The organism is Pseudarthrobacter polychromogenes (genome assembly GCF_014644495.1).
GTDB lineage: Bacteria > Actinomycetota > Actinomycetes > Actinomycetales > Micrococcaceae > Arthrobacter > Arthrobacter polychromogenes.
Genome location: NZ_BMKU01000005.1, coordinates 299,701 through 321,156, shown reverse-complemented (window position 1 = coordinate 321,156; position 21,456 = coordinate 299,701). Strand labels below are relative to the sequence as shown.

The 21,456-nt window shown below is 66.5% G+C and carries 18 protein-coding genes and 1 pseudogene; 9 read left to right on the top strand and 10 right to left on the bottom strand.

Annotated elements, in window-relative coordinates; all coding sequences use genetic code 11:
- The first annotated feature begins 150 nt into the window (after positions 1 to 150).
- Positions 151 to 1,836, top strand: coding sequence for a phosphoenolpyruvate--protein phosphotransferase (gene ptsP / locus IEX43_RS10765; RefSeq protein ID WP_188810869.1), 1,686 nt, complete (start codon positions 151 to 153; stop codon positions 1,834 to 1,836).
- A gap of 33 nt (positions 1,837 to 1,869) precedes the next feature.
- On the opposite strand, the gene IEX43_RS10760 is transcribed toward ptsP, so the two are convergent.
- Complete coding sequence (locus tag IEX43_RS10760) at positions 1,870 to 2,652, bottom strand: alpha/beta fold hydrolase (protein WP_188810868.1); 783 nt, start codon at positions 2,650 to 2,652, stop codon at positions 1,870 to 1,872.
- A 50-nt stretch (positions 2,653 to 2,702) separates the two neighbouring features.
- On the opposite strand from IEX43_RS10760, the gene IEX43_RS10755 reads away from it, so the two are divergent.
- Positions 2,703 to 3,110 carry a helix-turn-helix domain-containing protein gene (locus IEX43_RS10755; protein ID WP_188810866.1) on the top strand — a complete coding sequence of 136 codons (408 nt, stop codon included), beginning with the start codon at positions 2,703 to 2,705 and terminating at the stop codon, positions 3,108 to 3,110.
- On the opposite strand, the gene IEX43_RS10750 is transcribed toward IEX43_RS10755, so the two are convergent.
- Entirely contained in the window at positions 3,107 to 4,327 is a 1,221-nt protein-coding gene (locus IEX43_RS10750; protein WP_188810864.1) for a PucR family transcriptional regulator, read from the bottom strand. The genes IEX43_RS10755 and IEX43_RS10750 overlap by 4 nt on opposite strands.
- Before the next feature lie 233 nt (positions 4,328 to 4,560).
- Between IEX43_RS10750 and ald the strand changes: the two genes are divergently transcribed.
- Positions 4,561 to 5,679: an alanine dehydrogenase gene (gene ald / locus IEX43_RS10745; protein ID WP_066272403.1), complete on the top strand. Its 1,119-nt coding sequence runs from the start codon at positions 4,561 to 4,563 to the stop codon at positions 5,677 to 5,679.
- Between the two features lie 91 nt (positions 5,680 to 5,770).
- Here the strand turns inward: ald and IEX43_RS10740 are convergent, their stop codons facing one another.
- From IEX43_RS10740 to IEX43_RS10715, 6 genes are all read right to left on the bottom strand, one after another.
- Positions 5,771 to 6,847, bottom strand: a complete 1,077-nt coding sequence (locus IEX43_RS10740; RefSeq protein WP_188810862.1) for a Gfo/Idh/MocA family protein — start codon at positions 6,845 to 6,847, stop codon at positions 5,771 to 5,773.
- Positions 6,848 to 6,989: 142 nt separating this feature from the next.
- A complete protein-coding gene (locus IEX43_RS10735) occupies positions 6,990 to 8,708 on the bottom strand; it encodes an ABC transporter family substrate-binding protein (RefSeq protein WP_188810860.1) in 1,719 nt (572 codons plus the stop codon).
- A 52-nt stretch (positions 8,709 to 8,760) separates the two neighbouring features.
- Positions 8,761 to 10,998, bottom strand: coding sequence for a dipeptide ABC transporter ATP-binding protein (locus tag IEX43_RS10730; protein WP_188810858.1), 2,238 nt, complete (start codon positions 10,996 to 10,998; stop codon positions 8,761 to 8,763).
- Complete coding sequence (locus tag IEX43_RS10725) at positions 10,995 to 11,984, bottom strand: ABC transporter permease (RefSeq protein ID WP_188810856.1); 990 nt, start codon at positions 11,982 to 11,984, stop codon at positions 10,995 to 10,997. The genes IEX43_RS10730 and IEX43_RS10725 overlap by 4 nt, the downstream gene beginning before the upstream one ends.
- A 2-nt stretch (positions 11,985 to 11,986) precedes the next feature.
- Positions 11,987 to 12,970 carry an ABC transporter permease gene (locus tag IEX43_RS10720; RefSeq protein ID WP_188810855.1) on the bottom strand — a complete coding sequence of 328 codons (984 nt, stop codon included), beginning with the start codon at positions 12,968 to 12,970 and terminating at the stop codon, positions 11,987 to 11,989.
- Between the two features lie 360 nt (positions 12,971 to 13,330).
- Complete coding sequence (locus tag IEX43_RS10715; protein ID WP_188810852.1) at positions 13,331 to 13,939, bottom strand: TetR/AcrR family transcriptional regulator; 609 nt, start codon at positions 13,937 to 13,939, stop codon at positions 13,331 to 13,333.
- 126 nt (positions 13,940 to 14,065) lie between these two features.
- Here IEX43_RS10715 and IEX43_RS10710 point away from each other — a divergent pair, with 126 nt between their 5' ends.
- The 6 genes and pseudogenes from IEX43_RS10710 to IEX43_RS10685 all read left to right on the top strand — a co-directional run bounded on the left by IEX43_RS10710 (position 14,066) and on the right by IEX43_RS10685 (position 19,332).
- On the top strand, positions 14,066 to 14,623 hold the full coding sequence (locus IEX43_RS10710; RefSeq protein ID WP_188810850.1) for an NAD(P)H-dependent oxidoreductase: 558 nt from the start codon (positions 14,066 to 14,068) through the stop codon (positions 14,621 to 14,623).
- A 134-nt stretch (positions 14,624 to 14,757) separates the two neighbouring features.
- Positions 14,758 to 16,001, top strand: a pseudogene (ligD, locus tag IEX43_RS10705) (non-homologous end-joining DNA ligase).
- A 152-nt stretch (positions 16,002 to 16,153) separates the two neighbouring features.
- On the top strand, positions 16,154 to 16,996 hold the full coding sequence (locus IEX43_RS20285; protein WP_229666405.1) for a hypothetical protein: 843 nt from the start codon (positions 16,154 to 16,156) through the stop codon (positions 16,994 to 16,996).
- A gap of 84 nt (positions 16,997 to 17,080) precedes the next feature.
- A complete protein-coding gene (locus tag IEX43_RS10695; protein WP_188810848.1) occupies positions 17,081 to 18,373 on the top strand; it encodes an aminotransferase-like domain-containing protein in 1,293 nt (430 codons plus the stop codon).
- A gap of 44 nt (positions 18,374 to 18,417) precedes the next feature.
- A complete protein-coding gene (locus IEX43_RS10690) occupies positions 18,418 to 18,846 on the top strand; it encodes a universal stress protein (RefSeq protein ID WP_104186955.1) in 429 nt (142 codons plus the stop codon).
- A gap of 150 nt (positions 18,847 to 18,996) precedes the next feature.
- Entirely contained in the window at positions 18,997 to 19,332 is a 336-nt protein-coding gene (locus IEX43_RS10685; protein ID WP_188810846.1) for a hypothetical protein, read from the top strand.
- A gap of 6 nt (positions 19,333 to 19,338) precedes the next feature.
- Here IEX43_RS10685 and IEX43_RS10680 read toward each other — a convergent pair whose 3' ends face one another.
- Entirely contained in the window at positions 19,339 to 19,905 is a 567-nt protein-coding gene (locus IEX43_RS10680; protein WP_409372348.1) for a phosphatase PAP2 family protein, read from the bottom strand.
- Between the two features lie 60 nt (positions 19,906 to 19,965).
- Positions 19,966 to 21,453, bottom strand: coding sequence for a dihydrolipoamide acetyltransferase family protein (locus IEX43_RS10675; protein WP_188810844.1), 1,488 nt, complete (start codon positions 21,451 to 21,453; stop codon positions 19,966 to 19,968).
- Positions 21,454 to 21,456 lie beyond the last annotated feature (3 nt).

Below are 21,456 nucleotides of genomic sequence, written 5' to 3'. Positions count from 1 at the left end.
AGCACCTATAGCATTGCTATATGAACTGAATCACATACAATTTTTTTCAGGCACGTTTCACGCCTCCGGACGCAGCAGTCTTCCGGCGGACCGGCATGGCGCCGGACATATCGGGCGGGCCTGGCAACCGGCAGAGAATGAGGACCTTCAGTGCAGAACTTCCCAGGAGTAGGCGTCAGCCCAGGCCGCGTCATCGGCACCGTCCGGCAGATGCCCAAACCCATCAGCGAACCTCCCGCCGGCGAGCAGCTGGCGCCAGGGACCACCGCCGAGGAAGCAACTGCAGCGCTGAAGGCAGCCTCCCAGGCGGTGCACGATGAACTGAAGGCCCGCGCCGCCCACGCCACCGGAGACGGCAAGGCTGTCCTGGAAGCCACCGCACTGATGGCCAAGGACACCATGCTCATCAAGGGTGCGGCCAAGCTTGTGGCACGCGGAATGTCCGCAGAGCGCGCTATCTGGGAGTCCGGCTCCTCAGTGTCAGAGATGCTCCACAACCTGGGCGGCTACATGGCCGAACGCGCCACCGACGTCCTGGACGTCCGCGCCCGGATCGTTGCCGAACTGCGGGGCGTGCCCGCCCCCGGCATCCCCGCCTCCAGCACCCCGTTCGTCCTGGTGGCCGAGGACCTGGCCCCCGCTGACACCGCCACCCTGGACCCCAACAAGGTCCTGGCACTGGTCACGGCCGGCGGAGGTCCGCAGTCCCACACCGCCATCATCGCCCGGTCCCTGGGCCTTCCCGCCGTTGTGGCCGCAGTCGGCGTGGACGAGCTCCCCGACGGCACCGAAGTCTATGTGGACGGCGCCGCCGGCAGCATCACCTCCGAACCCGACGAATCCCTGCGCGCAGCTGCGGAAGCGTGGGCTGCCACCGCGTCCCTGCTGGCCGACTTCAGCGGAACGGGAGCGACGGCGGACGGCCACCTGGTGCCTTTGCTTGCCAACGTGGGCGGCGGCAAGGATGCCGAGGCGGCCGCCAAGCTGGGCGCCCAGGGCGTCGGCCTGTTCCGCACCGAATTCTGCTTCCTCGAGCGGGACACCGAGCCCAGCGTCGAAGAACAGGCCGCAGCCTACAAGAGTGTTTTTGATGCCTTCCCGGGCAAGAAAGTGGTCCTGCGAACGCTCGATGCCGGCGCGGACAAGCCGCTTCCGTTCCTGACCGACTCCACCGAGCCCAATCCGGCCCTGGGCGTCCGCGGCTACCGCACCGACTTCACCACCCCCGGGGTCCTGGACCGCCAGCTCGAGGCAATCGCCCTGGCCGAGAAGCAGTCGGAGGCGGACGTCTGGGTCATGGCGCCCATGATCTCCACCGCAGAAGAAGCCGCACGCTTTGCCTCGATGTGCGCCGATGCGGGCATCAAGACCCCCGGCGTCATGGTTGAGGTTCCCTCCGCCGCCCTGACCGCGGAAGCCATCCTTCGGGAGGTGGCCTTCGCCAGCCTCGGCACCAACGACCTCACCCAGTACGCCATGGCCGCGGACCGCCAGCTCGGCCCGCTCGCCAACCTCAACACCCCGTGGCAGCCTGCCGTCCTGCGCCTCGTGGGCCTGACAGTGGAAGGCTCCCGGGCGGAAGGCAACACCAAACCCGTGGGCGTCTGTGGGGAGGCAGCCGCCGACCCCGCCCTCGCCGTCGTCCTTACCGGCCTGGGCGTCAGCACCCTGTCCATGACAGCCCGCTCCCTCGCTGCCGTGGCCGCCGTCCTGAAGACCGTCACGCTCGAGGAAGCGCAGCAGCTGGCCAAGCTGGCATTGTCCGCTCCCAGCGCCACGGAAGCGCGGGCGTGGGTTCGGGAGAAGCTGCCCGTCCTGGACGAACTCGGACTCTAGGGGCGACGCCCGCCTGGGCTGGAGTCGCCCGGCCTAGGCGGTGACGCCGAAGCCGTCCAGGGCGCGGACCCAGCCGCTGATGGCTTCGGCCGATGCGCCCGGGGCGGTGTGCTGCAGGACGTGGCCCTGCCCCGGGACTTCGGCCATGGTGCCCTGACGGGCGACTGCGGCAAGGTGTTCGCACCAGGGGCGGCGCGCGATGGGGTCCCTGGCGCCCCGAAGGACCAGGACGGACTGGCTGACGGCGGCCACCTTTTCCTCCATGGGGTAGTCCATCATCACGGGAAGCTCGGTCAGGTACCAGCGCGGGCCGGCCCTGAAGTAGTCGCTGAACACGAGGGCGTTCGAGGTCAGGCTCTCCCTGAACAGGGCATCACGCGTGAGTGCCAGCGCCTGCCTGGTGACTGTCTTCCGGGGGGAGTCCACCACGGGTCCCATCAGCACGGCGCCCGCCACCCGGCCGGGTTCCAGGAGTGCGAGCTCCACCGCTGACTGCGTCCCCATGGAGTGGCCCACCACCACATAGCTGGAAACTCCTGACTCCGCCAGTACAGCGCCCACGAACGCCGCAAAGTCCCCGATCTGCAGCTGGCGCGGGGGCCTCGAAGCCTTTCCGAAGCCCGGGAGGTCGAAGGTGTAGACGTCCGCTTCCCTGGCCAGTTTCAGATGCAGCCGGGCGAGGTACCGGTGGGACACTCCGATGCCGTGCAGCAGGACGTAGGCGGGCCTGGGCTGGGCTCCTGCGGGCTTTACCGAGGCGTACAACTTGCCCCGGAGTCCGCCCGCCTCGACGTCCCGGCCGCCACTAAGTTCCATCAGCCGAGCATACCCGCCCGGGGCGGGGTGGCCGCCGGTAGGCTGGGTGCATGGCACTGATAGCTCCCCGGATCACTGGCGCGCTCCCGTCGGAGGATGCCGAGAAGCTGGGCCGTGCACTGGCCGGCAGCGACGACATCACCGTCTTCGTGGACGGCACGGTCCACCGGCTGCCGCCCCAGGCGAGGGACGCCGTCGTCGATCTCCTGCACCGCTTCAGCCGCGGCGACGCGGTGACGGTCAGCAGCGTGGAGGACATGCTCACCACATCCAAGGCAGCGGAGCTGGCCGGCATCTCGCACACCTACCTGCGGAACATGACGGACCGCGGCGAGATCCCCGTGGAGTACCGCGGCACCCACCGGCGGATTCCGCGGGCCGCCATCATGGCGTGGCTGGAGGGGCAGAAAAAATCCGAGCTGCGCGACGTGGGCAAGGACCCCGGGGCGGGCGGCTAGATCCTGGGCCTGCCTGCCCAGCGGCGCATCTTCAGCGCGGCGTGCAGCTCCAGGCGGGGCATCCCCTTGAGCGGATCCACGCCGAGCAGCTGCCGGATCCGGCCCAGCCTGTTGTAGATGCTGCTGCGGTGAAGGTGGAGTTTGGTGGCCACGTCCTGGACGGAGCCGTCATTGTCGTAGAGGAGTTCCAGTACCGGCAAAAGCTCCCCGTTGCGGTCGTGGTCCTCAAGCATGCGGACGTAGACCGAACCCGAGTCAGCCCAGGCACTGGCGCCGCCCCCTGCGGATGCGAGGAGCTGGTAGACGCCGGCGGCCCGGCAGTCGACGAGTTCGCCGAGCTGCGGGTCCACGGCTGCGGCCTGGGCCGCCACCTTCGATTGGCGGTACGCCGAGGCGAGCTCCCGCGGCCGGCCAAAGCCCTCGCTGAGGCCCAGGATGATGCGGTGGACCGGACGTCCGGAGCGCTTGGCGAGTTCCAGCTGGTAGTGCACCAGGACCTGGGCGTGGTTGGCCCTGCCGGACAACTCACGGAAAAGGACCACCGAATGCGTCTCCGTGCCGGCGCTGAACAGGGCAGAGTCCACACCAATGGTCGCCTGCAGGGCGGCGGCCCGGTGGATCAGGGTGGACGCGATGGGGTCCGGCCCGCCGGACCAGCCGTCGGCGTCGAGCACCGTAACCACCTGCCAGGGGCCACGGCCCTGGACCTCCTTCCAGCCCGCGACAGCGGCCACCGCATTGGGTTCGCCGGCGCAGGCGGCCAGGAACTCCCGCTCCCGTCCGCGCCGAAACTCCGATTCCGCAGTGTTCGAGTCCAGCAGGAGCCCTGAGAGCATCTCGAGCTCGTGGTTGACGGCCGGCAGCTGGGTGAGGATCGCCGTCGGGCTTTCATCCGCCGAGTCCTGCTGCACCCACAGGTATCCCACCCGGAAGCCGCGCACCATCAGGGGAACGCAGACCCGGCCCAGCATGCCAAGGTCCTGGTTGGCGGGAACCACCACCGGCCGCACCGCCGTGGCAATGCCGTGCGAGAGCTGCCACGCGCTGACGTCCGCCGGGACTTTCTTGCTCAGCAGGAAGTTCACCCGGACGCGGTCTGCGTGGGACTGGTTGGAGCTGTAGGCAAGCAGCACACCGTCCAGGTCCTCGAGCGACAGGCCACGGCCCAGCTTCTGCGCCACCTGCTCAACCAGTTGTTCCACACCCTGCAGCTGCATGCGCCAACACTACTGCCCGGAAGGTCCCGTGGACGAACGGACATGAGGCGACACCTGCCGCCCTCCGGCTCGACAAACGTCCAGCTGAGGACGGCGGGATCCGCGCAACGACGGGGATCTGCCTCCGCCCCCACCTTGCTTTCATGTCAGCTGGCTCACAACCGGATTTATCGTTGATACACGAAATCCTTCCGCACTTTCCGGCTGACCAGGCCGAAGATATGGAGCCCACGATGATCATCGGCGTCCCCAAAGAAATCAAAAACAACGAGTTCCGGGTGGCCATCACCGCCGCCGGCGTCCACGAATTCCGCAGCAACGGCCACACCGTGCTGGTGGAGCGCGGCGCGGGGCTGGGCTCCGGCATCACCGATGAGGAATACTCCATCGCCGGTGCCGAGATCGTCAACGAGGCGGACGACGTCTGGGCACGCGCGGACATGGTCATGAAGGTCAAGGAACCGGTCAAAGCCGAGTACCACCGCTTCCGCAAGGGCCTGATCCTCTTCACCTACCTCCACCTGGCCGCCGAGCCCGAACTCACCCGCGAGCTCATCAACTCCGGCGTCACCGCCATCGCCTACGAAACCGTCCAGGAGGGCCGCACCCTTCCGCTGCTCGCCCCCATGTCAGAGGTTGCGGGCCGGCTTTCCGTGCAGGTGGGCGCATCCTCGCTCATGGCCCCCGCAGGCGGGAAGGGCGTGCTGCTCGGCGGCGTTCCCGGCGTCCGGCCCGCCAAGGTCGTTGTCCTCGGCGCCGGCGTGGCCGGCACCAACGCCGCCGCCATGGCCCTGGGCCTGGGCGCCGACGTCACCATCCTGGACATCAACATCAACCGCCTGCGCGAACTGGACGCCCAGTACCAGGGCCGGCTCAAGACCGTGGCCTCCAACAAGTACGAGATCGAAAAATCCGTGGTGGACGCGGACCTGGTGATCGGATCCGTCCTCATCCCCGGCGCCAAGGCCCCCAAGCTGGTCACCAACGACCTCGTGGCCCGCATGAAGCCCGGCTCAGTCCTGGTGGACATCGCCGTGGACCAGGGCGGCTGCTTCGAGGACACCCACCCCACCACGCACCAGGAACCCACGTACAAGGTGCACAACACCATCTTCTACTGCGTGGCCAACATGCCCGGCGCCGTACCCAACACCTCCACCTACGCGCTGACCAACGTCACCCTGCGGCACGCGGTGGCCCTCGCCAACCTGGGCGTCAGGGCAGCATTCGACCGCGACCCCGCCCTCGCAGCCGGCCTCAACATCGCCGCCGGCCACGTGGCGCACCACTCCGTGTCCGAGGCCCACAACCTGCCCCTCGTAGCGGACTGGCACGAACTGGTTTCGGCGTAGGTCTCTGAGCTGCCGGAACGGCAGTCATCCAACGCGTGCTGCTCCTTCGTCGCTCTGACGCACGCTTTCTGGATGACTGCCGTTCCGTCCTTTAATGCCTCTGCGCCGAAGCCAGTTCCCGTGCTTGTTCAATGATTTTCAGGGACTCGACGGCGTCTGTTGGGTCTACGGGGAGGGGCAGGTCTGACGCTGCGCCGCCGTCGAGGATCTTCTCTGCCAGGAGCCGGTAGAACTCCGGGTACGCGCCGCGCTCGGTGGGCAGGGCGTCCAGGTGTCCATCGCGGCCCAGGAGGCCTGCCCACTCGGGCGCCTCCTGGCCGTATTCCGCGTCCACGGGGCTGCCGCCGGCGGCGATGTACGGCTCCTGCGGGTCCACCCCGTTCTTGGTGAAACCGCCCACGGAACCCAGCACGCGGAACCGCGGAGCCTGCTGCGCGCAGAGCATGTTCATGGTGAGGTGGCTGATCACGCCGGACTCATGGCGCAGGACCAGGAAAACGTCGTCGTCCGCCCGCTCATCGGAGCGGCGTGCCTTCAGCTCCGCGTGGACCACGGCGGCCGGCCCGAAAAGCTGAAGGGCCTGGTCGATCAGGTGGCTGCCAAGGTCGAACAGCGTTCCGCCGCCGTCGGCCGCAGTGGAGCGGGCCTTCCAGGCCTTGGCGATAGCGGGCGACCACCGCTTAAAGCGCGATTCAAACCGTGTCACGTTACCCAGGGCATCAGCTGCCAGGAGCTTGCGCAGGGTCAGGAAGTCGCCGTCCCAGCGCCGGTTCTGGAACACCGTCAGGACCCGGCCCAGTTGCCGGGCCAGCGTGATGAGTTCCTGCCCCTGCACGCTGGTCACGGCGAAAGGCTTGTCCACCACCACATCCAGGCCTGCTTCCAGGGCGGCCTTGGCAAGCGGGTAATGGGTGGCGGGCGGAGTCCCCAGCACCACCAGGTCCACATCGTTGGCGTGTTCCAGGACTGCCTCGCCGTCCGGCACGGTCTTCACATCCTGGTACTGCGCGGCCGCGGCGGCTTCCCTCCCGGCGTTGGACGTGGCAATCATGCTGAGTGAGTACCGCGGGTCCGCTGCTATCAGGGGCGCGTGGAACACGCTCCCGGACAACCCGAAACCCACGACGGCGGTGCGAATAGTGCGTGCTGATGCTTCAGTCCCGGTCATAGGGCTACCGTACTCCGGACGCTCTCTCAGTTGCTGCCCCAAAAACACGAACGCTCTCTCACTTTCCGGTAAGGATCACCGGGAAAGTGAGAGAGCGTCGCAGGAAAACCTGCAGTAAGTGAGAGAGCGTTACTGGGTGGGGTTACTTCTTTTCCCAGCCGAGGGTGGTCCAGTCCGGAACCTGGGAGAGGCTCTGGAACAGGGACGGGCCGTAGTTGGCCAGGCCCGTGCGGACGAAGGAGATCTGCGGGCCGTTCATGACCACACCCATGGAGAAGTACTTCGCCATGTGCTCCTTCTCCACTTCCATGGCCGCCTTGTTACGCTCGGCGTTGTCCTCGATGGAGGCCAGATCAGCGATCTTCTTGTCCAGCTCGGCGTCGCCCAGCTGGTTCTCGTTGGTCTTGGAGTCGTAGTACTGCTTGACGGCGGACGTGGCGTCCGCGCCCACGGTGTAGCCGGAGACGCTCATGTCGAACTCGCGTGAACCCAGGACCTTACCGAAGTCGGCCGAGGCGCGCTGGTCAATTCCAACATCCATGCCGCCGGCCTGGAGCTGCTGCTGCAGGGTCTGGGTGAAGGCGAGGGTGGTGGGATCGTCACCGAAGTTGCTGATCTTGAAGGCCGCGGGCTTGCCGTCCTTCTCCATGATGCCGTTCGCGTTCTCGGTGTAGCCGGCGTCCGTCAGCACCTTCTTGGCGGCTTCCGGTCCGGTTTCCTTCACGGGGTAGTTGTCCTGGTAGTACTCGGAGAAGGGCAGGAGCATCATGGAACCGGAGCTGGGCTCTTCCCAGTTCAGGCCGTTGAAGCGCACCTTGCGGAGGGCTTCACGGTCAACCGCGGCGAAGATGGCCTCGCGGACGGCAACGTCGGTGATGCGCTGGGCGTTGAGGTTCATACCGCCGGCAAACAGGCGCTGGCCGCGGCGGACCTCGGAGTTGCTGGTGCCCTCAAGCTGCTTGTACAGGGAGATGGTGTTGGCGGACATGGCGTCGATCTCACCGTTCTTGAAGGCAGCGATCTGGGCGCTGGTCTCCAGCTGGCGGAACACCACATTCTCCAGGACCGGCTTGTTGCCCCACCACTTCTCGTTGGGCACCAGCGTGACGGTCTTGGCCGCGGTGTCGTACTGGTCCAGCTTGAACGGACCGGCCATCCATTCCGGGTGCAGCTCGCCGTTGAAGCCCTCGTTGAAGATCTCGGGGCTGTTCACGGCGGGGTGGATCAGGCCAAAGAACAGGTCCTCCAGCGGGTAGACCGGCTGGCTGGTCTTAACGATAATTTCCTTGTCGCTGCTGCCTGCCTCGACGGATTCCACGAATTCATAGGCCCCCGAGCTGACGATGTCGTAGCCCGCATCCGGGCTCTTCAGGATGTTCCAGGTGTTCTGGAAGGCCTTGACGTCGATCGGGGTGCCGTCGTTGTAGGTGGCCTTCTCGTTGACCTTGATGGTGATGGTCTGCTTGCCATCCTCGACTTCGTTTTCCACGGTCTCGCAAAAGTCCTTGTTAGGGGACGCCTTGCCCTCGAAGTCGAGCTTCCAGCAGCCCCCGATGCCGCCACTGTTCACAGCGACCGGGTTCATTGGGATTTGTAGCGCGGAGTTGTCAGCGCTGTTGCCGTTGTTGGAGAACCCGTTGAAGTCGGGGCCGATGTTGCCCAGCGGAAGAGTGACCTTGCCGCCCTGTTCAAGGTCCGCAGCAGGCTTCTCGTTGACGCTGATGAGCTTGGACAGGTCGCTGCCTGCCTCCTGTCCCTTGGCCGTTTCCGGGCCGGTGGACCCGCCACCGCCGCCGCAGGCCGTCAGCGCCAGAGCTGCGGTGATGGCCGCCGCTCCGCCGATCCTGTTCAGATTCCTCATGGTGTTCCCTTCGTTGGTGCGAGTGGTGGTGCTTGTGATGGGTCGAAGAAACCTAGGGCGCATGGTGGTCCGCCGATTCGTGGACTACCAGCATGTCCTCGTCCAGTTCTCCGTCAGGGAAGAAGCAGGCGAAGCGTTGGTCCAGGGCGGGCAGTGGATCCGCCGCCAGGGTTCGGGCCGCCGGGGAGGGTGCTACCTGTTCCAGCGGCGGTTCCAGGGTCAGGCACTTTTCCTGCTTGGCTGCCGGCAACGCTGCGAACACAGGGCAGCGGGTGGCAAAGTTGCAGCCCTTGGGGGTGCCCAGTGGAGACGGCAGGTCGCCCCGCAGGATGATGCGTTCCCGGGTGCGCTCCAGCTGGGGGTCCGGTACAGGGATGGCGGAGAGCAGGGCGCGGGTGTAGGGGTGGCGGGGGTTGTCGAACACCCGGTCCACTTCGCCGATTTCCACGATTTTCCCCAGGTACATCACCGCCACCCGGTTGGAGATGTGCCGGACTACTGACAGATCGTGCGCCACCAGCAGGTAGCTGAGGCCCAGCTCGGCCCGGAGCTTGTCCAGGAGGTTGATGACGCCGGCCTGCACTGAGACGTCCAGGGCCGAGACAGGCTCGTCCAGGACTACAAGCTTCGGGTTCACGGCCAGTGCGCGGGCTATGCCGATGCGCTGGCGCTGCCCGCCGGAGAACTGGTTGGGGAAGCGGTTCACGTGGTCAGGCTGCAGGCCCACCAGCTTCATCAGTTCCATGATGCGCTTTTTGGTGTCTACCTTATTCATGCCGGCGTTCTGCAGCGGTTCGGCTAGCACTTCATACACGGTGAAGCGCGGATCGAGCGCGCCGGTGGGGTCCTGGAACACCATCTGGAGCTCCCGGCGCATAGCGCTCCTGGTCTTGCCGTCGGCAGCCTGCTTGTTGCTGATGCCGCCGATCACCACCTCGCCGTCCTGGTCCTTGTGGAATTCCATGATTTCCAGCAGGGTGGTGGTCTTGCCTGATCCCGACTCGCCCACGATGGAGAAGCATTCCCCTTCGCGGATATCGAAGCTCAGTCCGTCCACGGCTTTGACGGTGCCGATGCGGCGCTTCAGCAGTGCGCCCTTGGTGAGCGGGAAGTGCTTGCGGACGTCCTTCAGCTGCAGGACGGTGGAACGCTCCTCCCGCGGGATGGCGTCGAAGCGGGATACGGGCACCGGCGGGGCGGCGAAGACGTCATGGACATCAACGTCGCCGCCCAGCGAACCGGATTTGATGCAGGCAGCGCGGTGGGCGGCCGGCCCCGGAACCGGCGCCAGCGCCGGTTCACCCTCCAGGCACGCGTCCGCGGCCAGCGGGCAGCGGGGCGCGAAGGAGCAGCCGGTGGGCGTGTGGATCAGGTTGGGCGGCATACCCTCGATGGGCACCAGCGACGACTTCTCCGCAACGTCAACGCGCGGAACGGCGCCGAGCAGGCCCATGGTGTACGGCATCCGCGGGTTGTAGTAGATATCATCCACCGCCCCGGTCTCCACCGGCCTGCCCGCGTACATCACCATGATGTCGTCCGCCATGCCCGCCACCACGCCGAGATCGTGCGTGATCATCACGACGGCGGCTCCGGTCTCCTCCTGCGCCGTATGCAGCACCTCCAGCACCTGCGCCTGGATGGTGACGTCCAGCGCCGTCGTCGGCTCATCCGCGATGAGGACCCGCGGGTTGTTGGCGATGGCAATGGCGATCATCACGCGCTGGCGCATGCCGCCGGAGAACTCGTGCGGGAAGGCCCTGAGCCGTTCCTTAGGGCTGGGAATGCCCACCATGGCAAGAAGTTCGACGGCGCGGGCTTCTTTCGCCTGCTTGCTCATGGTGGGGTTGTGGATGGTCAGCGCTTCGATGATCTGGTTGCCAACGGTGTAGACGGGCGTCAGCGAGGACAGCGGATCCTGGAAGACCATGGCCAGCTCATTGCCGCGGTATTCGCACATGGCTTTGTCGCTGAGGCCCAGCAACTCCTTGCCCTTCAGCCGGACCGAGCCGGTGACCTCCGCCGTGGAGGGCAAGAGGCCCATGATTGCCAGGGACGTGACCGATTTGCCGGAGCCGGATTCACCCACGATGCCGAGTGTTTTTCCAGGCATGAGGTCAAAGTCGACACCCCGGACTGCATGAACCACACCGTTTTCGGTGTTGAAGCGTACATTCATGTCCCGGACGGACAGGATTGCGTCCGCCGGGGCGTGAAGGCCGGCGATGTGCAGCCGCTCCACAGCCGACTGGGGCTGGTCAACCGGTCCGGCGGCGATTTCGCTGCTCATGAGGCGTTCCCCTTAACACGGGCTTTCAGGGCGGTGCGCTTTTTGGCGCTGCCGGAGGAGCTTGAGCTTGGATCGAAGGCGTCGCGCAGTCCGTCGTTCATCATGGCGAGCGAGCCCGTGAGCAGGAACATAACGGTCAACGGCACCCAGAACATCCAGGGAAAGGTCTGCACCTGGGATGTGGCGCCGCCGATCAGCACGCCGAGGCTCACATCCGGAACCTTGATGCCGATGCCGATGAAGGAGAAGGCAACTTCCGCGAGGATGGCACCGGTGACTCCACGGGTGATGTCCAGGACCAGCAGCGATCCGATGTTGGGCACCAGGTGGCGCCACACGATCCTCCGCGCCGGCACACCCATGTACTGGGCGGCCTTGACGAAATCCCGCTGCATGAGGGACATGGAGAGGGACCGGATGAGCCTCGCAGTTCCCATCCAGCTGAAGACGAGCAGCACAATGATCAGCAGCAGCCAGGACGGCAGGTCCCGCCTGAGCCCTTCGCCTCCGCCGCTGGTGGCCACAGCCACCACCAGGAGGGCCGGCATCATGATGAGCGCTTCGAGGATGAAGAGCATCACCTTGTCCACCTTGCCGCCGAAGTAGGCCATGGTGCACCCGTAGACGGCGGCGACGAGGACGGACACGAGCCCGACGATAAGTCCGATCAGGATGGAGATCCTGGTGCCTTCCACCGTCATTGCGTAGAGGTCGATCCCGGCCTGGGAGGTGCCCAGGTAGTGTTCGGCCGACGGCGGCATGCCGATGTTGAAGGGGTCGATGGTTTGCTTGTCCCACTGGGTGAAGTACCCGCCCACGAAGGAGAAAACGGTCAGGGCGAGGAAGATGGCAAGCCCTGCCACGGCTGTCTTGTTCCGCATGAAGCGGCGGAAGATGATGGTGTTTTTGCCAATGACGACGTCGGCGCCCTCCAGGTGGGCGTCCTGCGCGACGGCGGCGGGGTCTACTGCATTGAGGTTGGTCACGGCTACTGCACCCGCACTCTCGGGTCAACAAGGGTGGTGGCGAAATCCGCCAGAATGGCTCCCAGGGCGAAGATCACGGAACCGTAGGCCAGCGTGGCCGTGGCGGCGTTGACGTCCTGGAGGGAGATGGCGTCGATGCTCCAGGAACCCACGCCGGGCCAGGCGAAGATTTTCTCCGCGAAGAAGCCGCCGGCAAAGATGGCCGGGATGGTGAAGGCAATGCTTTGGGCCACGGGTATGAACGAGACCCGCAGCGCATGCCGCGAGATTGCCTGGTTCCTGGTGAGTCCCTTGGCCCGGGCGGTCCGGACGAAGTCGGCATTGACGTTGTCCAGGAGGTACTGGCGTTGGGCAATCTGGTAGGACCCCCAGCCCACCAGCGTGATGGCAACAGTGGGGACGGCGTAGTGCGCCAGCATGTCGATGAACTGGGCCCAGCCCGGTTCCATCCCCGGGGTGGAAATGCCGGTGACAAAGAAGATGCGTTCGCCCACAGTCTCGTTGATGTTGATGGCGCCCAACTGCACCAGGAAGTAGGCAATAGGGGCCGGCACGATGTACGCAAGGTAGCTGTACGAGGTGATGACGCGGTCCTGGAACTTGTACTGCCGGGCGGCCGAATAGACGCCGAGGGCCACCCCAATCACCAGGGTGAGGATGATGGAGGCCAGGAAAAGGCGGGTGGAGATCCAGACGCGGTCCCCGAACTCCGCGTTGATGAAGGCGCCGTTGGGGCTGCGGCCCCAGTCCCAACGCGTGAGAATGGCAGTAAGCCATTCGACATAGCGTTCCCAGGGGCTGAGGTCGGGGTCGAGGCCCTTCAGGCGCATCGAGTTTGCCACCTGCTCCGGGGTGGGACGGGGAATCCGTTCCTGTTCAAGCAGCGCGGGCTTGAGGGAACTGACGGCAAGGAAATATCCCGCCGACGTTGTCAGGAAGATCATGAAGACGTACGTGATGCCGCGCTTGGCGAGGTACCTGAGCATGCCGCAGCTACTTCTGGATCGTCGCCGCCGGCAGCTGGACGGTCAGACACCGCGTCATCCGCAGGCGGGCCAGGCTGCTAGGCAAATCAACAATCACGTGCTGGATCCTTCCGTTTTCCCCTGATCAGCGGGGGGTTGCGCCGCCTCACCGGGTCCTTGCCAGCGGGTAGCTGGCGTCCCGCAGCCTTTCAGGCTTAGCCCTTGTGGACTATGTCGCGGGTCACATTCCAGAGGAAACTATCACAAGCCGGAACCGAAAATGCGGGCGAATGCCCGGAAAGCTACCCGCCCGTATCAGATCGTTATGAATACTTCTGTGAAGTTGGTGTGACTGGACACACATTCGGTGTGTGGCCTACTCTACGCGCCGCGGACCACCCGTGTGACAAGATCCCGCCAGGAAGCGGCAAGCCTGTCAGGCGTGATCCCGTGGACTTTGACAAGGCTTAACAGCCGCTCCGGATCTAGGGTGGCCGCCAGGGACCAGGCCATCAGCCAGGGGTCGGACCCAAAGCCTTCTTCCCGCAGGAGGATCTCGATATGGCGGTGCCACAGGACGGCGGCGGGGGCTTCAAAACGCCCGTGCGAGGCATGCTCGGCGGCCAGCACCAGGTCCCCGAACTCCATGACGTAGGAGATCCGCTCCACCCCGAAGGCGATGAGGCGTTCCAGCCCGGGCGCGCCGGGGCCCAGCGGTGGCGGCCCGAACATGAACCGGGACTGGAAGACGGCCTCGGACTCGCTCAGCAGCGTCAGCATCAGCCCTGCCCGGCTGCCGAACCGGCGGAAGACCGTGCCCTTGCCCACCCCGGCATGCTCGGCCAGCCGGTCCATGGTCAGCCCCTCCGCCCCGCAGTCAGCGATGAGCTCCCGGGCAGCAGCAAGGAGGCGCTCCCGGTTCCGTGCGGCGTCCCGGCGCTCTGCCGCCGTTCCCACCGGCAGGCCGGGCCGCGGCGGGATGGAACTCACATCCGACATTTCAGACCTCGGGAATTTTAAGCGGACCGTAGTCCGTTTAGATGGGTGAAGGCACTGACAAGCCTCAGCTTAGACCGGCCCGCGGCCCTCCCGCGGACCCAGACCCCAGGAGTTCCCATGACCAAGAGCACCGTCCTTACCCTCGTCGGCAGCCTCCGCGCCGAGTCCACTAACCAGAAGCTGGCCGAAGCCATCCAGCTGAACGCGCCGGAGCAGGTTGACGTGGTGATCCACGGGAACCTTGGCAACATCCCGTTCTACAACGAGGACATCGACGTCGAGGGCCAGGTCCCCGAGGCAGCGGCCGCCCTGCGCGCTGCGGCCAGTGAGGCAGACACGCTGCTGCTCGTCACTCCTGAGCACAACGGCACCGTTCCCGCCGCACTGAAGAACGCCATCGACTGGCTGTCCCGCCCGTTCGGCGCCGGCGCCCTCGCCGGCAAGCCCACCGCCGTCGTCGGCACCGCGTTCGGCCAGTACGGTGGGGTCTGGGCCCAGGACGAGGCCCGCAAGGCAGCAGGCATCGCCGGCGCGCAGATCCTCGAGGACGTCAAGCTCGCCGTGCCGGGATCCATGGTCCGCTTCGCCGAGGTCCACCCGAAAGACGACGCAGAGGTTGTGGAGCAGATCAAGGGCGTGTTCGACGCAATCACCGCGTCCCAGCCCGCGGCTTAGCCGCCGCCCCCGGTACCCGGCGCAGCCAACGCGCCGGGTACTGCTTTTTAAGCCCGCCCGGACGCCTGATCCCGGCGCCCGACCGCGCCAGTGCTGCTCTGGCTGCCGCACCCGATCGTTGCTACCGTGACCGCATGAGTCCCTCAAAGACCCCGGCCGAGATCCTCACCATCGCCGGGACCGAGGTCCGCATCTCGAGCCCGGACAAGGTGCTGTTTCCCGAACCCGGGCTGACGAAGCTCGACCTGGTGAGGTACTACCTGGCCGTCGCCGACGGGGCACTCCGCGGCGCCGGGGGCCGGCCGATGGTCCTCAAGCGCTTTCCCAAAGGCATCGACGCCGAGCCGTTTTTCCAGAAACGGGTGCCCGAAAACCACCCGGACTTCATCGACACCGCCACCCTGCACTACGCCTCGGGAACCTCAGCGGAAGAAGCCGTCATCCGGGACGCCGCCGGACTGGCCTGGGTGGTGAACCTCGGCTGCCTCGACCTGAACCCCCACCCCGTGCGCGCGGAGGACCTGGAACACCCCGACGAACTCCGGGTGGACCTCGATCCGATGCCGGGCGTGGAGTGGTCCCAGATCGTGGACGCCGCCTTTGTGGCGCGGGACGTGCTCGATGACGCCGGCCTGGTGGGGTGGCCGAAGACCAGCGGCTCGCGCGGCTTCACATCCTGGTGCGCATCGCGCCGCAGTGGACCTACCGGGAGGTCCGGCTCGCCGCCGAGACCCTTGCCCGCGAGGTGGAGAACCGCGCGCCCGGCCTTGCCACCGCACGGTGGTGGAAGGAGGAGCGCGGCGAGAGCGTGTTCGTTGACTTCAACCAGAACGCCAAGGACCGCACCGTGGCGTCCGCGTACTCAGTGCGGCCACTGCCCGACGCCCGGGTCTCCACCCCCCTGACCTGGGACGAGGTCCAGACCGCCAGGCCGGACCAGTTCACGGTGCCCACCGTGCCCCGGCGCTTCGCGGACATGGGCGACCCGCACGCCGGTATTGATGACGCGGCAGGCACCCTGGATGGACTCCTGAGACTGGCCGCGGAGCTCGGCCCTGCGGAAAAACCACCTCGCAGCGGCGACGGCTCCGGCCGCCGGCAGTCGGTGATGCCGCTCATTGAAGTTGCCCGGACCAGGACAAAGCCCGAAGCGGAAGCCGCCCTCGACGAATGGAAATCCCGGCACGCGGACCTTGTCCCGGCCCTGCATCCGGCCGATGTGCTGGTGGACGGAATGCGCGGATCGAGCTCGCTCTGGTACCGGGTGCGGGTGAACCTGCAGCACGTCCCAGAGGGCGAGCGTCCGCCGCAGGAGGACCTTATTGCCGATTACGATCCCTGGGCGGGTAAAGAGTGGCCGGCCCGGCCGACGTCCTGATGGCGGGCAGCGGCCGCGAACGTGGCGCAGGCCCGGCAGGCACTGCTCCCGTGATCAAGTCTTGTCCCAACCGGTACATTCCCGGCATTCCCGGGCCGGGGCGCCAGCCGTAACGTTAATCCACCAAACCGGAACGGGATTGCGGTGGAGGCATGCGGGCACGGGGGGCAGGAAAGCGCGGGGCAAGGCTGCGGATTACAGCAGCAGCCAGCCTGGCGCTTCCGCTGTGGCTCGGCGCCTGCGTGGCAGCGGCGCCCCCGGAGTCCACGCCCGCACCGTCCGCTCCGCTTGCCATCAGCAGAAGCACACCGGCCGCCCCGCCGCCCGTTACGCCCGCCCCACAACTGCAGGATCCCGCCCGAACGGAGGCGGCCGCTCCCCCTGCCCGATCGCTGAACCAGGCAACCGCCGGCTTCTCCGCCGGGGCCGGCGGGCCAAGCTCCCCGGCAGCGGATTCCTCCACGCCAAGTACCCCGGGTCCGCCCAACCCGGGCCCCATCACCGCAGCCCCCCAGGACCTTGGCGATGCTGCGGTGCTGCGGGCTTCCGACAAGCCCGGGCCCACCAACACTCGGGCCGCGCCGCACACGGTGACGGCGTACTACGTGCTCCTGGACGACGGCGGCCGGAACGGTGTGCGTTTTGGATGCAACGACAGCCTGGTGGGCGTCCCCCATGAAACTTCCGCTGCCGATGAGGCCCTTCCTGCCGCAGTCGGTGCGCTGCTTGACTCGCCAGGCAGCGCAGCGGTGGGGGCGCACGAACCCGATCTCTACAACGCCCTCGCCAGTTCGCGCCTGAAGTTCCTCTCGGGCAGCTTTGACGGGACCACGGTGACGGTCTACCTGGCCGGCTCCCTCCGCCCCGGCGGAGCGTGCGACCTCCCGCGCCTGGAAGCGCAGCTCACGCAAACAGCGGTGGCTGCCGTCGGTGCAATCCGGGCAGAAATCTACGTCAATGGCCTCACCCTCGCGGAAGTGCTGAGCCTCGATTAGCGGGCGCGGGCCTAAGCCTCCAGCTGTGGCTTATATATAAACAGGTGTTGCTTTTAGGGCAACACCTCGCTGTATCCTGAAGGTGTGAGCCACGAAACACTCGACGCCGCAGCAGGGACGCTGCCAGCAGAAGCCATTGATGCCATCGAGCGGGCGGCGACCTCCGCGCACCGCCACGAAGAACTCTTCTCGGAGCGGGCCGCGAATATCCGGCAGTCAGCAGTGCGGGACGTCTTCGACATCTCCCTGCGGCCGGGACTCGTCTCGCTCGCCGGCGGAAGCCCCTACCTGCAGTCCCTTCCGCTGGAACGCCTTGCCGCTACAGCCGCGAGGATCATCGCGGAGGACGGATTGACCGCCCTGCAGTACGGCAGTGGGCAGGGGTCGGAGGAACTCCGCACGCAGATCTGCGACGTGATGGCCGCGGAAGGCATCATGGACGCGCTTCCGCAGAACGTGGTCATCACCGCCGGTTCGCAGTCCGCCCAGGACGTGGCCACAAAAGTCTTCTGCAACCCCGGCGATGTGGTCCTGGTGGAGGATCCCACCTATGTGGGCGCCCTCAACACCTTCGAGGCATACCAGGTCCAGGTGGAAACCGTGGAGATGGACGACGACGGCCTGGTTCCGGAGCAGCTGGAGGCACGCATTGCCGCCCTTCAACTGGCCGGCAAGAACATCAAGTTCCTCTACACCATCCCCAACTTCAACAACCCTTCGGGAATTACATTGGCGGCGGACCGGCGCCAAAAGATCGTCGATATATGCCGCAATGCGAATATTCTAGTGGTGGAGGACAACCCCTACGGACTGCTGCGCTTCAGCGGTGAACCGCTGGCCCCACTGCGGGCTGCGAACCCGGACGACGTCATCTACATGGGGTCCTTCTCCAAGATTTTCGCCCCGGGCCTGCGGATCGGCTGGGCGCTCGTCCCGGAACACCTCCAGCGCCGCTACTACCTGGCAGCCGAGGCCGTAACGCTCTGCCCGCCGGCCTTCAACCAGATGCTGGTCTCGGCCTACCTCCGCGACTACGACTGGAAGGGCCAGATCGAAACGTACCGCGGGCTGTATGCCGAGCGCTGCGCCGCACTGCTGGCAGCCCTGGAGGAACACATGCCACCGGGCACCACGTGGACCCGTCCGGAAGGCGGCTTCTTCGTGTGGGTGACCCTCCCCGAGGGTGTGGACACCTACCCTCTGCTGCGCAAGGCGATCGACGCCGGCGTCGTGTTCATCCCGGGAGCCGCCTTCACGCCGTCGGACGATCCTTCCAACAAGCTGCGCCTCGCCTTCAGCGCCGTCCCGCCCGAGGCCATCACCGAAGGGGTACGCCGCCTTGCGCCGGTGCTTCAGCAAGCCATCGCCGCGCTGTAGCCTTGGCCTGACCAGCGCTACTGAAACCAAGCAAAGGAGCACACATGAGCGGAATCATCGTTGTAGGGGTTGACGGCAGCGCAACTGCCAAGAAGGCAGCCGAATCGGCCCGCGACCTCGCAGCAGCCCTTGGCGCCTCGCTCCACGTGGTGTCCGCCTTCGACAGCGACCGCACCGAGGTGTTCGGCAGCGGCAGTGACCGTTGGATCGTATCCGACGCCGATGCAGCGGAGCATGTGGCGCGGACAGTTGCGGAATCGCTGGGCAGGGACATCAAGGTCACTTACTCCGCCGCCCGCGGCAGGCCGGCCGACGCCCTCATCAAGGAAGCCCTGCGGATGGACGCACGGATCATCGTGGTGGGAAACCGCAGGATGCACGGCATCGGGCGCGTGCTTGGCAGCGTTGCCAACAGCGTGGCCCACAACGCGCCCTGCGACGTCTACATCGCCAATACGTACGACGCCGAGTAGCAGACTTTACGGACACCATGCGGAAGGCGCGCCCCGCATGGTGTCCGTTCTCACGCCCAAAAACGCGTTCCCGGCTCCGCCCCGGCGATAAAATTGGAGGAGCCCCCAACGGTGCGGACACCCAGCATCCACCACCATCAAGGGGCCCCATTGATCACCCTCCAGCGCCGCCAGCTTGCCGGCCACGATATCCTCCTCGCCCGCCATGGCAACCACATCTGCTCCATGCGCGTTGACCGCAGCAACGACCGGGTCGTGGCTTTACTGGATGATGGCAGCATGGACAGCGCCCCCAACCTCATCGCGCCGGGGATCAAGCTCCCCGAGACGGTGGGCAGCGTGCTGCGGGAGGACTGGAAGCTCCTGACGGCCTGGGGCGGGATGGCAGCGGCCATGGCTGTCCTCATGACGGGCGCTGCCGTGGCCCTGGGTACCACCGCGGACCCCGCCACCCTTGAGATGCTGACCGCATACACTGCCTACTGAGACCGGCTAAGCCACCATCCGGCCCTGGAGGGCCCACCAGATCCCGGCCATCACCACGCCGCCGAAGAGCGAACCGGCGATCACCTGCGCCACGGTGTGGGCGCGCAGCACCACCCTGGACCAGCCGACGGCGGGTATCAGGAGCAGCAGCGGAAGCCACGCCGGGCCAAGCATGAGCACGCTGATCACTGCCGCCGAGGACATCGCCGCTGCATGCCCGCTGATCTTCCAGAACGGGCTGACTCCCGCCAGCACCACTACGCCCGCCACCACGGCGAGGACCATCACCACCACACTTTGCGGGGCACCCGCTGCCGCCAGCACCAGGAGCCCGGCCAGGATGGAAGCCAGCGCCATCAGCAGCACGGGGGCACGCTGCCGGCGGTCGCTGACATGGTGGTCAGTGACTTTCCCCCGCCGTACCAGCATCAGCAGCAGGAACAGCGGAAGCACGCAGACGAACAGGGCGGCCAGCGCACCGTACCCCATTGTTCCGGGAAAGCCGGGCTGCGTTATGGGACTGAGCAGCAGCTGGATGCTGACTACCACGGGCGGCTGGAATACCTCCGTCACCCACCGCGCGGCCCTGTTCTTCACCCGGAGGGTGCTGCCGTTGATTGCCAGTGTCCTGTCCTAGTCGAGGAGGAGCGCAGGCTCTTCCAGGATGGCGGCGACGTCGGCCATGAAGCGCGCGGACAGGTCGCCGTCCACCACGCGGTGGTCGAACGATCCGCCCAGCGTGGTGATCCAGCGGGGGATGACTTCCCCGTCAAGGACCCACGGCTTCTGCTTGATGGTTCCGAAGGCCACGATGGCAACCTCGCCGGGGTTGATGATGGGTGTGCCGGTATCGATCCCCAGGGCTCCGATGTTGGTGATGGTCAGCGTGCCGCCCTGCATTTCGGCGGGCTTCGTCTTGCCGGACCGGGCGGTAACGGCCAGGTTGTTGAGCGCCAGCGCCAGTTCCTTCAGGGAGAGGTCCTGGGCGTTCTTGATGTTCGGCACCATCAGCCCGCGCGGTGTGGCCGCTGCAATGCCCAGGTTCATGTAGTGCTTGACCTGGATCTCCGCTCCGTCGGTTCCGTCGGCGTTGTCCACCCACGTGGCATTGACGCTGGGGTTCCGGGCGGCCGCCCAGATCACTGCTTTGGCCAGGATGAGCAGCGGCGAAACCTTGATGCCTTCGAAGTCCCGGGACGCTTTGAGCCTCTTGACGAACTCCATGGTGCGGCTGGCGTCCACATCCACAAAGATGCTGACGTGCGGTGCCGCGAACGCGGAATCCACCATGGCTTTTGCGGTGGCCTTCCGGACGCCCTTGACGGGAATACGCTCGATGCGCTGGTCCTGCGGCTTGCCCGCCTTGCCCCAGAACCCGTCAGCCTTGTCCAGTTCCGCGTCCCGCTGGGCCTGGTAGCTCACCAGGTCCTCGCGGGTCACCTCGCCGCGGGATCCCGTGGCCACCACGTCTGCCAGGTCGATGCCCAGGTCGCGGGCGATTTTGCGGACGGGGGGCTTTGCGAGCACGCGGTTGACCAGGCCGGTGATGGTGCCGCCCAAGGTGGGACGGTTGTCGACGTCGGCGGCCGGGCTTGTTGCCGGGCCCGGATCCTGGGTCACTTCGGCCGGCGAATGGGGCTGGACGGGCTCCACTTCCGGGGCGTTGGGCGACAGGGCAGAGGCGGGGGACGTCCTCCGCGGCCGGCGTTTGATGGCGTCGGCCTTGGGGCCGGAGCCCACGAGGGGCCCTCCCGCCAGGGCACTTTCCGTGGCCTGGGCACTGTCTGCTGTGCCGCCGTCGGACGCTGGAAGCTTGCCGTAGAGCGGCTGCGCGGGAGCCTCAGGCGCCCGGACATCCGCAGGGGTGGGGTCTCCGGACAGGTCGTCGCTGACGCTGATGATGGCGGTGCCGACGTCGATGGTCACCCCTTCCGGGACCAGCAGGTCAGTGACGGTCCCGGCGAAGGGCGAGGGAAGTTCCACAAGGGACTTGGCCGTCTCGATCTCGCAGAGGACGTCGTTGATGGCGACGGCGTCGCCCGGCTTGACCTTCCAGGAGACGATTTCGGCCTCGGTGAGCCCTTCGCCGACGTCAGGCAGGTTGAACTTGTTGAGAGTCATGGT